11 protein-coding genes are annotated in these 13,250 nt (G+C 64.1%); 10 read left to right on the top strand and 1 reads right to left on the bottom strand.

What is annotated here, in order from left to right:
• Window positions 1–92: 92 nt before the first annotated feature.
• The 5 genes from ACFHWW_RS10290 (at window position 93) to ACFHWW_RS10270 (ending at window position 5,030) form a co-directional block, all read left to right on the top strand.
• Window positions 93–1,214, top strand: coding sequence for an ABC transporter ATP-binding protein (locus ACFHWW_RS10290; RefSeq protein ID WP_379938136.1), 1,122 nt, complete (start codon window positions 93–95; stop codon window positions 1,212–1,214).
• 51 nt (window positions 1,215–1,265) lie between these two features.
• A complete protein-coding gene (locus tag ACFHWW_RS10285; protein ID WP_379938135.1) occupies window positions 1,266–2,429 on the top strand; it encodes a spermidine/putrescine ABC transporter substrate-binding protein in 1,164 nt (387 codons plus the stop codon).
• A gap of 150 nt (window positions 2,430–2,579) precedes the next feature.
• Complete coding sequence (locus ACFHWW_RS10280) at window positions 2,580–3,446, top strand: ABC transporter permease (protein ID WP_379938134.1); 867 nt, start codon at window positions 2,580–2,582, stop codon at window positions 3,444–3,446.
• A complete protein-coding gene (locus ACFHWW_RS10275; RefSeq protein WP_379938133.1) occupies window positions 3,446–4,264 on the top strand; it encodes an ABC transporter permease in 819 nt (272 codons plus the stop codon). The genes ACFHWW_RS10280 and ACFHWW_RS10275 overlap by 1 nt, the downstream gene beginning before the upstream one ends.
• Window positions 4,265–4,268: 4 nt before the next feature.
• On the top strand, window positions 4,269–5,030 hold the full coding sequence (locus tag ACFHWW_RS10270) for an SDR family NAD(P)-dependent oxidoreductase (protein ID WP_379938132.1): 762 nt from the start codon (window positions 4,269–4,271) through the stop codon (window positions 5,028–5,030).
• Between the two features lie 91 nt (window positions 5,031–5,121).
• Here the strand turns inward: ACFHWW_RS10270 and ACFHWW_RS10265 are convergent, their stop codons facing one another.
• Window positions 5,122–6,093 carry a GlxA family transcriptional regulator gene (locus ACFHWW_RS10265; RefSeq protein ID WP_275597610.1) on the bottom strand — a complete coding sequence of 324 codons (972 nt, stop codon included), beginning with the start codon at window positions 6,091–6,093 and terminating at the stop codon, window positions 5,122–5,124.
• A 109-nt stretch (window positions 6,094–6,202) separates the two neighbouring features.
• On the opposite strand from ACFHWW_RS10265, the gene ACFHWW_RS10260 reads away from it, so the two are divergent.
• The 5 genes from ACFHWW_RS10260 to ACFHWW_RS10240 all read left to right on the top strand — a co-directional run bounded on the left by ACFHWW_RS10260 (window position 6,203) and on the right by ACFHWW_RS10240 (window position 13,008).
• Window positions 6,203–7,105, top strand: coding sequence for a 3-keto-5-aminohexanoate cleavage protein (locus ACFHWW_RS10260; RefSeq protein ID WP_018095527.1), 903 nt, complete (start codon window positions 6,203–6,205; stop codon window positions 7,103–7,105).
• A 138-nt stretch (window positions 7,106–7,243) separates the two neighbouring features.
• A complete protein-coding gene (locus ACFHWW_RS10255; protein ID WP_379938131.1) occupies window positions 7,244–8,734 on the top strand; it encodes a carnitine 3-dehydrogenase in 1,491 nt (496 codons plus the stop codon).
• Window positions 8,735–8,919: 185 nt separating this feature from the next.
• Window positions 8,920–10,080, top strand: coding sequence for an acyl-CoA dehydrogenase family protein (locus tag ACFHWW_RS10250; protein ID WP_127711286.1), 1,161 nt, complete (start codon window positions 8,920–8,922; stop codon window positions 10,078–10,080).
• A gap of 77 nt (window positions 10,081–10,157) precedes the next feature.
• The gene (locus tag ACFHWW_RS10245; protein ID WP_379938130.1) at window positions 10,158–12,221 is read left to right on the top strand and encodes an acetate--CoA ligase family protein; all 2,064 of its coding nucleotides are present in this window, start codon (window positions 10,158–10,160) and stop codon (window positions 12,219–12,221) included.
• 4 nt (window positions 12,222–12,225) lie between these two features.
• A complete protein-coding gene (locus tag ACFHWW_RS10240; protein ID WP_018095531.1) occupies window positions 12,226–13,008 on the top strand; it encodes a carnitinyl-CoA dehydratase in 783 nt (260 codons plus the stop codon).
• The last annotated feature ends 242 nt before the right edge of the window (window positions 13,009–13,250 follow it).

Below are 13,250 nucleotides of genomic sequence, written 5' to 3'. Positions count from 1 at the left end.
GCGTTTTGGGTTGAAATACCTCTCTTGGGGTATATACCGGCCCGGGCGCTTTTGACTAGGCTATCCGATAATGACGGTGGAAGCGGCGGTGCATGAACCGCGAGCAATTCCAAGAACGACCGCAGGGAACAGACGTGACATCCGCTTCGACGAACGACATCGAATTCCGTTCGGTCGCCAAACGCTATGGCAGCGTGACGGCCGTATCGGACATCAACCTGACGGTGCCGAAGGGCGCCTTCATTGCGCTGCTCGGCCCATCCGGCTGCGGCAAGACCACATGCCTGCGCATGATCGGCGGCTTCGAGCAGCCGAGCGAAGGCATGGTCTATATCGGCGGCCAGCCAATGAACGGCGTGCCTGCCTATCGCCGGCCGGTCAACATGGTGTTCCAGCAATATGCGCTTTTCCCGCATCTCGATGTCGAGCAGAACGTCGCCTATGGCTTGAGGCAAATGCGTCCCCGCATCCCGGCCGCCGAGATCACCCGGCGTGCTCAGGAGGCGCTGGAGATGGTCCGCCTCGGCGGCTTCGGCAAGCGCCGGATCCACGAAATGTCCGGCGGACAGCAGCAGCGCGTGGCGCTCGCCCGCGCCATCGTCAACAAGCCGAAGGTGCTGCTCCTCGACGAGCCGCTCGCAGCGCTCGATAAGAAGCTGCGCACCGCCATGCAGATCGAACTGCAGAGCCTGCAGCGCGAGCTCGGCATCACCTTCGTGCTCGTCACGCACGATCAGGAAGAGGCGCTCTCGATGAGCGACTTCGTCTGCGTCATGAGCACCGGCCGCATCGTGCAGATCGGACCGCCGCAGGAGATCTACGACCGCCCGGCAAGTCTCTTCGTCGCCGATTTCGTCGGCAAGGCCAACCGCATCGCCGGGTCGATCGAACCCGGCGCCGGCGCGGTCCTCCTCACCAATGGCGTCGGACTTGCCAAGCCCGCCCGCGCCAACGGCACGGCAGGCCCCGTCATGGTTGCGCTGCGCCCGGAGGCGATAAGCCTGGTGCGTGACGGCAGCGCTGCGCTGCGCGGCACGGTGACCCACCGTATCTTCCTGGGCTCGTCCGTCGAATATTCGGTCGAGGTCGAGGGCCTCGGCGATTTTCTCGTAACCGCAGACCGCCGCAGCCTGAACGACAGCGATCTCGCCGAGCCCGGCGAAAGGATCGGGCTAAGCTTCGACCCGAATGCAATGCATGTCTTTCCGGCCTGAAGGGCCCGATCTGCCGCAATCAATTGACGTCAACGATAAGGGAACAGCATCATGACCAAGTGGTACAGAGAGAATGCCCCGATCACCGCGGACAAGCTTGCCGACGAGCTGATGCGCCTGAAGCGCGGCTCCGTTTCGCGTCGTCACTTCCTCGGCGTCACCGGCCTCGGCCTCGCGACGGCCGTATTGGCGCGCCAGCCCGGCCTCTTCAACTCCGCCGCTTACGCCGCCGGCGACCTCGGCACGCAGATGTCGATCGCCACCTGGCCGAACTATCACGACCCCGCCACCTTCGAAGCCTTTACCGCTGCGACCGGCGTTGCGGTCGAAGTCAACGTCTTCGGTTCCAACGAGGAAATGCTGGCGAAGCTGCAGGCGGGCGGCACCGGCTGGGACCTCTTCGTCCCCACGAACTACACGATCTCGACCTATGTGAAGCTCGGCCTGATCGACGAGCTCGAACTTTCCAAGCTGCCCAACTACGACGCCTCTACGGAAAATGAGCGCTTCACCAATGAAGGCATCGTCGACGGAAAGACCTATGCCGTGCCGAAGAACTGGGGAACCACCGGGATCGCGGTGAATTCCGACAAGATCAAGGCGCCGGTTGCGAGCTGGAAGGACTTCTTCGAGGTCGCGATGACGGAAGCCGACGGCCGCGCCATGGTGCACGACTATCAGCTCACCACCATCGGCAACGCGCTGGTCTCGCTCGGCTTTTCCTTCAATTCGGTCAAGCCCGAAGAGCTCGCCAAGGCCGAAGAGTTGCTGATCAAGGTCAAGCCGCATCTCTATGCCATCAACAGCGACTATCAGCCCTCGATGCGCGCGACCGATGCGTGGATGACCATGTGCTGGACCAATGACGGGGCCCAACTCAATCGCGACATGCCGGAGATCAAGTTCGTGCTCGGCAAGGACGGCGGCGAGATCTGGTCGGACTTCTATGCGATCCCGAAGAGTGCAGCGAACAAGCCCGCGGGCTACGCGTTGCTCGATTTCCTGATGACCCCGGAAAATGCCGTTAAAGAACACATCGCCAACGGCGCGCCTACGACCGACAGCCGCGTCATGAAGCTGCTCCCGGCCGATGTCACCTCGAACAAGATCGTCTATCCGGACGAAGCGGCCCTCACCCCGCTCGAATTCGGCGCTGCGGTGACGCTGACGGATCCCGGCCGCGCCGAGCTGATGGCGCGCTTCAAATCGGCTTGAACATACGGGCAAGATGCCCCTCATCCCGCTGCCGCGTCCTTCTCCCCGTTTAACGGGGAGAAGGACACAAGCCGCGACGTCCCTAACCTCTCCCCGCCTGCGGGGAGAGGTTAGGGTGAGGGGCAGTTTCATTCCAGTTCACGGACAATCATGCAGGCAGCAACGAACACGAAGAGGAAACTGGTTACGGCGGCGCTGATTGCGCCGGCGGCCGCGTGGCTCACCGTCTTCCTGGTTCTCCCATTCATCGCCATGCTCGTCTTCGCCTTTGGCGAGCGGGCGCCTGAAGGCGGATACCAGCCGGCCTTCACCTTTGCGCAGTTCGCCAATCTGCCGACTCGCGCGGCCGCCTTCTGGAACACGCTGATGCTCGCCCCGGCCGGCGCCCTGCTCTGCCTCATCGTCGCCTATCCGGTCGCCTATTACCTCGCCGTCAAGGCAAATACGCGCTACCGCCTCATACTCGTCTCGCTCGTCGTCGTTCCTTTCTGGACGAGCCTGCTCGTGCGTACCTATGCCTGGATGTACATCCTCGGCTCGCGCGGCATTCCCAATCTCCTGTCGATGATCGGCATCGAAGACGTCCGCATGCTGAATACGCCCGGCGCCGTGCTGCTCGGCATCGTCTACGGCTATCTGCCGCTGATGATCATGCCGATCTATGTGAGCCTGGAAAAGCTCGACCGCCGCCTGCTGGAGGCTTCGGCCGATCTTGGCGGCAAGCCGGTCTCCACCTTTCTCGGTGTCACTCTGCCGCTGTCGCTGCCGGGCGTCATGACGGGCGTCGCGCTCGTCACCATCCTGCTTCTCGGCGAGTATCTGATCCCGCAGCTGCTCGGCGGCGGCAAGGTCTTCTTCATCGGCAATGCGCTGGTCGATCTCTTCCTGCAGTCTCGGAACTGGCCCTTCGGATCGGCGATCGCCGTGACACTCGTCGCCGTCGTCGTCGTCGTGCTCATGGTGGCGATGCGAATCGCCTGGAAGGTCGCAGGAACAAGACAGGTGGATCTCGTCTGATGCGCGCCTTCATTTCCTCCGTCTATCTCTTCCTTTATGCGCCGATCGCCCTGGTCGTGCTCTTCTCGTTCAATGCCGGCCGCAATGCGAGCGAGTTCACGGGCTTTTCGCTTGCCTGGTACGGCAAGGCGCTCGGCAACACCTTTCTCGTCTCGGCGCTGCAGAACAGCCTGATCATCGCCTTCACCAGCGGCACGCTTGCCGCCGTCTTCGGCACCATGGCGGCGCTCGGCATGGAACGGCTTGGCTCCCGCATGCGCGCGCTCTTCGATGCTCTCTTCGCCGCGGCGATCGTCGTCCCGGGCGTCGTCATCGGCATCGCGACGCTGGTCGCACTCGTCGCTGTCTTCTCCTTCGTCAACCCGACGATTGCAGCCCTCTGGCCGGGCGATCAGCCGCCGCAACTGGGACTCGGTTACGGCTCCATCATCGCCGCCCACGGGCTCTTCTCGATGGCGCTCGTCACCATGATCGTCAAGGCGCGCATCGCGAGCCTCGGCCGCGACATCGTCGAGGCGTCGGGCGACCTCTATGCGACGCCGCTCACCACTTTCCGGCTGATCGTGCTGCCGCAGATCCTGCCGTCGATCCTCGCGGGCTTTCTCCTCGCCTTCACCTTCTCCTTCGACGACTTCATCATCGCCTTCTTCGTCGCCGGCTCGAAGACGACCCTGCCGATCTATGTCTTCGCCTCGATCCGCCGCGGGGTGACGCCCGAAATCAACGCGATCGCGACCCTGGTCCTGGTCGCCTCGCTGTTCCTTATCCTGACCGCCCGCGTGCTCATGCGCGAAAAGAAAAGCAAATCCGGGGAGTGAAACCATGATCCTGAATGACCGGATCGCGATCGTGACCGGAGCGGGCTCCGGAATCGGCCGGGCGGGTGCCGCCATCATGGCCCGCGAAGGCGCCCATGTGGTCGTCGTCGACCGCAGCGTGGAAGCCGCGGGCGAAACCGTGGCGGCGATCGCCACCAGGGGCGGCAGCGCTGAAGCGCTCGCGGTCGACGTCACCGACGACGAAGCGCTTGCGGACGGCATCGCCGATATCCTCTATCGGCACGGGCGGATCGACATCCTGCACAATCACGCCGGCGCGCAGGTCGCCGGCGACCTGGAAAAGGTCGAGGTGGCGGGTTTCGACCGGTCCTGGAACCTCAACGTCCGCGCCCATTTCATGGCTGCACGCCTCGTCATGCCCTCGATGAAGGCGGCCGGCCGCGGCGTGATCGTGAACACGTCGTCTTCGTCCGGCGTCCTCTACGATCGTGAGATGATCGCCTATACGACGACGAAACACGCGGTCATCGCCATGACCCGGCAGATGGCGGGGGACTATGCGAAATACGGTGTCAGGGTGAACGCTCTCTGCCCCGGCTGGGTCGACACGCCCTTCAACGAACCCTTCATCGACCAGATGGGCGGGCGCGAGGCCATCGAAGCCTATATCCGCGAGAGGGTTCCGCTCGGCCGCTGGGCGAGCGTCGACGAGATCGCCGAGTCGATCCTCTTCCTTGTTTCCGACCGTTCCTCCTACATGACGGGACAGATCCTCGTGGTGGACGGGGGCGAGACGGTGGTCTGATCGCTGAATCATCTCTCGATGGATTGGCCGCAGACCTCTGATTCGACTCGCAAAACTCAGCTTCGCTCATCTTCCGCCTGAAGCCCTTGAATCAGTTCTTCAGCTTGAGCCGCCGGCGCGTCTCGCTGGGGCTTTCGCGATAATGCGCGCGATAGCTGCGCGAAAATGAAGATGATGAATTGAAGCCGGAAATCGCCGCAATGTCGGCGAACTCCATCCGCGTTTCGATCACCTTGCGCCGCGCTGCGTTCAGCCGCAGCGCCAGATAGTGTTCGTGCGGCGCGACGCCCATGGTCTCCTTGAAGAGATCCTGAAGGTGCCGGGCACTGACCCCCACGCGGCGCGCCAGCCGCGCGAGCGTCAGCGGAGCCTCGACCGTTTCTTCCATCAGCTTGACCGCGGCGCCGACGCGGGTCTCGAGAATGCGCATGTTGCCGATCGCGGGTACCTGCAGGAGGTCGCCGCGGGTGCGTTCCTGCTCGTAGATGAAGAGGCGCGACACTTCGAGCGCCAGCGAATAGCCGTGCGCGCGGCGGATCAGTTCCAGCATCAGGTCCAGCGTCGGCAGCGAGCCGCCGGTGGTGATGCGTTTTCGGTCGATGACGAAACGCTCGCGCACCATCGTCACCTGCGGATAGGCGGCGGCGAAATCCTCGAAATCCTCCCAGTGGGTGGTGGCCGAGAAATTGTCGAGGAGGCTCGTCTCCGCCAGCAGCCAGGAGCCGGATTCGATTCCGGCCATCATCTCCCGGTGCCGCGCCGTCTGCGACAGGAGCATCTTGAGCTGCGAGGTGGCGCTGCGCTGCCAGTGGTAGCTGGAAAGCACGAAGAGCGGCGCCGTCTCGCGCTGCGGGCGGAAGGCGCCGGCCACCGGGACGGGAATGCCGCTCTTCGTCTCGATCGCCCTCCCGTCCGGACTGAACAGGCTCCAGCTGTAAAGCGTGCGCCCGGCGATGCGATTGGCGGCGCGCAACGGTTCGACAACCGATGCGACAAGGATGAGATTGGTCTCCGGCAAGATCAGAAGGTCGATATGCTGCGCCTGCGCGATGCTGCTGTCCACGGCAAAACTTCCTCCAGAGAATTCCGATAATGTATAGGATGCTTCTCTTAATGCAAAGCAACGCGGCACTTTCTGGCCCGTAATACGGGCAACGAAAGGGAGGACATCAATGCCGCTCAGCATGAACCGCGAGGTGTTCATCACATGCGCCGTCACCGGCGCAGGAGACACCGTCTCGAAATCCAGCCACGTTCCGGTCACGCCGAAACAGATCGCCGAATCGGCGATCGAGGCCGCCAAGGCGGGTGCCGCGGTCGTCCACTGTCACGTCCGCGATCCCGACACCGGCGCGCCTGCGCGGCGGCTCGACCTCTACAGGGAGGTGACCGACCGCATCCGCTCCGCCGACATCGACGTGGTGCTCAATCTGACCGCCGGCATGGGCGGAGACCTCGTATTCGGTAACGTCGAGAGCCCCTTCCCCGTCAACGAGAAGGGCACGGACATGGCCGGCGCCACCGAACGCGTCGCGCATGTCGCCGAATGCCTGCCGGAAATCTGCACGCTCGACTGCGGCACCATGAATTTCTCGCTCGGCGATTACGTCATGACCAATACGCCGTCGATGCTGCGCGAGATGGCACGGCAGATGACCGCACTCGGCGTGCGTCCGGAGATCGAGGCCTTCGATACCGGGCATTTGTGGTTCGCCAAGCAACTCGCCGAAGAAGGCCTGATCGAGGATCCGGTGCTGATCCAGCTCTGCATGGGCATTCCGTGGGGCGCGCCGGACGATCTCAACACCTTCATGGCCATGGTCAACAACGTTCCCTCGAACTGGACCTTTTCCGCCTTCTCGATCGGCCGCAACGCCATGGCCTATCCCGCTGCCGCAATCCTTGCCGGCGGCAACGTCCGCGTCGGCCTGGAAGACAATCTCTATGTCGGCAAGGGCCAGCTGGCGACCAATGCCCAGCTCGTGGAGAAAGCGGTTTCCGTCGTCGAGAGCATGGGCGCGAAGATCATCGGTCCGGAGGAGGTCCGCAGGAAGCTGAAGCTGACGAAGCGGTAACAAGACCCCTCCCAACCCTCCCCACAAGGGGAGGACTTAACCTGCCGCGGCAGGCGCCACCTGTCCCTCCCCTTTGTGGGGAGGTCGGTCCCGAAGGGATCGGGAGCGGCTCTTACGACATTTTGAATGGAGAGGGGAATGACCACAATCACCAGGGCCGCCTGTATCGGCGGCGGCGTCATCGGCGGGGCCTGGGCTGCGCGTTTTGCGCTTGCAGGAATAGACGTCAACATCTTCGACCCGCATCCGGAAGCCGAGCGCATCATCGGCGAGGTCATGGCCAACGCGGAACGCGCCTATGGCATGCTGACCATGGCGCCGCTTCCGCCGCGCGGCAAATTCACCTTCTGCAAGAGCATTCAGGAAGCAGTCGAGGACGTTGACTGGATTCAGGAAAGCGTGCCCGAACGGTTGCCGTTGAAGCGCGGCGTCATCAACGAGATCGATGCGGCCGCCCGGCCCGATGCCCTCATCGGCTCCTCCACTTCGGGCCTGCTCCCGTCCGACCTGCAGGCCGAGATGAAACACCCAGAACGCATGTTCGTGGCCCATCCCTATAACCCGGTCTATCTGCTGCCGCTGGTGGAGCTCGTCGGCGGCAAGAAAACGTCGCCGGAAACGATCGGGCGCGCCGAGGAAGCGGTCGCCGAGATCGGCATGAAGGGCGTCGTCATCGCCAAGGAGATAGAGGCCTTCGTCGGCGACCGCCTGCTCGAGGCGCTCTGGCGCGAAGCACTCTGGCTGATCCAGGACGACATCTGCGATACCGAGACTCTCGACGACGTCATGCGCTATTCCTTCGGCATGCGCTGGGCACAGATGGGTCTCTTCGAGACTTATCGCATCGCCGGCGGCGAAGCGGGCATGCGCCATTTCCTCGCCCAGTTCGGCCCTTGCCTCAAATGGCCCTGGACGAAATTCACCGACGTGGTCGATCTCGACGACGCGCTCGTCGAGAAGATCGGGGCACAATCGGACGCGCAGGCCGCCGGTCGCTCCATCCGCGAACTCGAACGCATCCGGGACGAAAACCTCGTCGGCATCATGCATGCCTTGAAGGCCGGCGACGGCGGCAAAGGCTGGGGTGCCGGCAAGCTGCTCGCCGATTTCGAGAAGCGGCTTTGGGAAAAGGGCGGCAGTCCGTCGAAAAGCCTGGACGCGTCCGGGCCGCTGCGTCTGGTCGATACCAGGGCCAACGCCGCCTGGGTCGACTACAACGGCCACATGACAGAGCATCGATACTTACAGCTCTTCGGCGACACCTCGGACGCACTGCTCAAGTTGATCGGCGTCGACTTCGCCTATGTCGAGGCCGGCCACAGCTACTACACGGTCGAGACCCACATTCGTCATCTCGGCGAAGCCAAGCTCGGACAGGCGCTCTATACGACCCTGCAGCTTCTTTCGTCGGACGAGAAGCGCATTCACTTCTTCACGCGCATTCACGATGCGGCGTCGGGCGACGTCATCGCCACCGCCGAACAGATGATGCTGCATGTCGACGCCAAGGCCGGCAAGTCCGTGCCGGCACCGGCGGAGGTGATGGCCAAGCTGAAGCCGATCGCGGAAGGTCATGCGAAGCTGGACGCGCCCGAGGGCGCGGGACGGCATGTGGGGCAGAAACGGTGATGGCGATGCTGGCGGGATAAGAGCCCCTCATCCGCCTGCCGGCACCTCTCCCCGTCCCAAGGACGTCCCGACGGGGAGAGGGATAGTCCTCGGATTAGCCCGAGGAGAGGGGCACCGCCCGAGAGCCCGCAGCAGATCGTTGAGGAGCGATCTGCCGCGCGCACCAGAATTGACGAGGGAGAACAATGAATTTCGCACTGACCGAAGAACAGCAGATGATCGTCGACACGGTCCGCACCTTCGTCGAGACCGAGATCTATCCGCATGAGAACGAGGTCGAGCGGACCGGAGTGGTGCCGCGCGAACTCGGGCTGGAAATCGCCCGCAAATGCAAGGAACTCGGCTTCTTCGCCTGCAACTTCCCGGAAGAGGTCGGCGGCGCCGGCCTCGACCATCTGACCTTCACTCTGGTCGAGCGCGAGCTCGGCCGCGGGTCCATGGGCCTCACCGTCTTTTTCGGGCGGCCCTCCGGCATCCTGATGGCCTGCAACGAGGATCAGCGAGAGCGATACCTGCTCCCGGCCGTCCGCGGCGACAAGTTCGACGCGCTCGCCATGACCGAACCGGATGCCGGCTCGGACGTGCGCGGGATGAAATGCTTCGCACGGCAGGACGGCGACGACTGGATCGTCAACGGGACGAAGCACTTCATCAGCCATGCCGACATTGCCGATTTCGTCATCGTCTTCGTCGCCACCGGCGAGGAGCAGACGCCGCGCGGACCGAAGAAGAAGATCACCTGTTTCCTGGTCGATCGCGGCACCCCCGGCTTCGAAATCCGCGAGGGCTACAATTCCGTCTCGCATCGCGGCTACAAGAACTGCATCCTGACTTTCGACGACTGCCGCCTGCCTTCCGCCCAGATCCTCGGCGAGGCCCATAAAGGCTTCGATATTGCCAACGACTGGCTCTACGCCACGCGCCTGACCGTGGCGGCCACCTCCGTCGGCCGCGCCCGTCGCGCCTTCGATTACGCACTCTCCTACGCGGCCGAGCGCAAGCAGTTCGGCAAGCCGATCGGCGCCAACCAGGGAGTCTCCTTCAAGCTTGCCGACATGATCACCGAGATCGACGCGGCCGACCTTCTGACACTCTCGGCCGCCTGGCGGCTCGACCAGGGCCTGCCGTCCAACCGCGAGATCGCTTCGGCCAAGGTCTATGCCACCGAAATGCTCGCCCGCGTCACAGACGAGGCGATCCAGATCTATGGCGGCATGGGACTCATGGACGACCTGCCGCTCGCCCGCTTCTGGCGCGACGCCCGCGTCGAGCGCATCTGGGATGGGACGTCCGAGATCCAGCGACACATCATCAGCCGCGATCTGCTCCGGCCGCTGGGGGCCTGAACGATGGGCGAGCTTCCGCAAATTACCCCCCTCTGCCCTGCCGGGCATCTCCCCGGCGCACTCCCCGGGGGCGCGGCATGACCTCCACTCCCCGCTCCCTCGACCGTCTCATCCGCCCACGCTCCATCGCCGTCTTCGGCGGCAAGGAGGCGCGCCGCGTCATCGAGCAATGCGACAAGATGGGCTTTGCCGGCGACATCTGGCCGGTCCACCCGCGCGAAGAAGAAATCCTCGGCCGCCGCTGCTATCGCTCGGTGTCCGACCTGCCGGGGGCGCCGGATGCCTCCTTCGTCGGGGTCAACCGCGCGCTCACGATCGAGATCATCCGCGATCTCGCGGCGCGCGGCGCCGGGGGTGCCGTCTGCTACGCCTCCGGTTTCCGCGAGGCGGCAAACGAGCTTGCCGACGGCAACGACCTGCAGGAGGCGCTCGTCGCGGCGGCCGGCGACATGCCGATCGTCGGGCCCAACTGCTACGGTTTCATCAACATGCTGGACGGCGCGCTGCTCTGGCCCGACCAGCACGGCATGCTTCGGGTCGAACGCGGCGTCGCGATCCTCACGCAATCTTCCAACATCGCCTGCAACATCTCCATGCAGAAGCGCGGGCTGCCGCTGGCCTATGTCATGACGGCCGGCAACCAGGCGCAGACGGGCCTTTCCGACATCGCCTGCGCCGTGCTCGAGGATCCGCGCGTCACCGCCGTCGGTCTCCATATCGAAGGCTTCGACAGTATCGAGGCGTTGGAAAGGCTTGCCGCCCGCGCACGCGAGCTGGGCAAACCCGTGGTCACGCTGAAGGTCGGGAAATCGGAAGCAGCCCAGCTTGCAACCGTCTCCCATACCGCCTCGCTAGCCGGCAACGACCGGGTCTCCTCGGCCCTGCTCGCCCGCCTCGGCATCGGCCGCGTCGATACGCTGCCCGAGTTGCTCGAAACGCTGAAGCTGCTGCATCTTCATGGGCCGCTGCCCAGCGCCGATATCTCCTCGATGAGCTGTTCGGGCGGCGAGGCATCGCTGATGGCGGATGCCGGCGTCCGGCGCAAAGTCAATTTCCGGGCACTCAGGGAGGAACAGCGCCAGCCGCTGCGCGAAAGCCTCGGCGAAATGGTGACGATCGCCAATCCGCTCGACTACCACACCTTCGTCTGGGGAAATCGCGAGAAGCAGACGGCCGCCTTCACGGCCATGATGCGCGGCGGCTATGCCCTCAACCTGATCGTGCTCGATTTCCCGCGGCTCGACCGATGCGACGCGGCCGACTGGGTCACGACCTGTGAGGCGATCATCGATGCGACGAAGGCTACCGGCGCGGTCGCCGGTATCGTTGCGAGCCTCGGCGAGAACATGCCCGAGGAAACCGCGCTCTCGCTGGTGTCGGCGGGCGTCGTGCCCTTCTTCGGCATCGACGAGGCGCTCGCCGCCATCGAGACCGCCGCTGCGATCGGAGCGATCTGGGCGAAGCCCGCAGCACCTCCCCTCCTCCGCTCGCGCCCTGAGGGAGGCGAGATCGTCACCCTGAGCGAAGCCGAAGCGAAGGCTGAGCTCGCGGCAGCGGGCGTCATCATTCCCGGTGGCAGGAGCGCCGCGACAGTCGAGGAAGCCGCAGCGGCGGCCGAGGCCCTCGGCTTCCCCGTGGTCCTCAAGGGCCTCGGCGTGGCGCACAAGACCGAAGCCGGTGCGGTCAAGGTCAATCTGACAAGCCGTCAGGAGGTCATCACAGCGGCGCGAGGCATGGCTGCGGTTGCCTCCGGTTACCTCGTCGAGAAGATGATCGCCAGGCCTGTGGCGGAGCTGATCGTCGGGGCGATGCGCGACGCGGTCGCAGGTCCGGTGCTGACGATCGGCGCGGGCGGAATTCTCGTCGAATTGCTGGAGGATTCCGCGATCCTCACGCTGCCGGTCACCGAAGAGATGATCCGCGATGCGATTGCGGGCCTGAAGATCGCCAAGCTGCTCGACGGCTATCGCGGCAATCCCAAGGGCGATATCGCCGCCTTGGCGGGAACTGTCGCTGCCGCGGCATCCTATGTCGTTGCAAACGCTTCCAAACTCGAAGAACTCGATATCAATCCTATAATGGTGCTGCCGGACGGCCACGGAGCCGTTGCCGCCGACGCCCTGATCCGCCGGAGGAAATGAGCCCATGACCGGACCGATCCTTACGCGCCGCGAAGGCGGCATTCTCGAAGTCACGATCGACCGGCCGAAGGCCAACGCCATCGACCTGAAGACCAGCCGCGTCATGGGCGAAATCTTCCGCGATTTCCGGGACGACCCGGCGCTCAGGGTCGCGATCATCACCGGCGCCGGCGAGAAATTCTTCTGCCCCGGCTGGGACCTGAAGGCGGCCGCGGAAGGCGATCCAGTCGATGGAGACTACGGCGTCGGCGGTTTCGGCGGGATGCAGGAGCTGCGCGACCTTAACAAGCCCATCATCGCGGCCGTCAACGGCATTTGTTGCGGTGGCGGCCTGGAGATCGCGCTTTCGACCGACATCATCCTCGCAGCCGAACATGCGAGTTTCGCACTCCCGGAAATCCGCTCGGGCACGCTCGCCGATGCCGCTTCAATCAAGCTGCCGAAGCGAATCCCCTACCATATCGCCATGGACATGCTGCTCACCGGCCGCTGGCTCGACGTGGTCGAAGCGAACCGCTGGGGCTTCGTCAACGAGATCCTGCCGGCCGGACGGCTGATGGACCGGGCCTGGGAACTGGCGCGCCTGCTCGAAAGCGGCCCGCCGCTCGTCTATGCCGCAATCAAGGAAGTGGTCCGCGATGCCGAGGGCCGGGACTTCCAGACGACCATGAACAAGGTAACCCGTCGCCAGTTCAGGACAGTCGATGTCCTCTATTCGAGCGAGGACCAGCTCGAGGGCGCCCGCGCCTTTGCGGAGAAGCGCGACCCGGTCTGGAAGGGACGCTGAGATACGCGGCCTCTTCGGCCGCGGACAGAGTGGAAGCCGGAGGATGCCGGCCTTCAGCGTGACGCGTCGCGAGCACCGGCGCGTGCGGCTGAGCAGTCTTTCCATAAGACATGCTTATGGAAAAGATTTATAATTTAGGACGTTACAAGCCACGTCCAAGCGTTTAGCCTTATGGGTGAACAACGCGGATAACGCGCAAAGAGACGACAAGGAGGTCAGGATAGAGACGATCCCGGTGGACT

The sequence above is a fragment of the Sinorhizobium sp. P24N7 genome (genome assembly GCF_042436655.1).
Lineage (GTDB): Bacteria > Pseudomonadota > Alphaproteobacteria > Rhizobiales > Rhizobiaceae > Sinorhizobium > Sinorhizobium meliloti_A.
The sequence above is the reverse complement of the archived record's forward strand: the minus strand, read 5'-3'. Positions and strand labels throughout refer to the sequence as shown.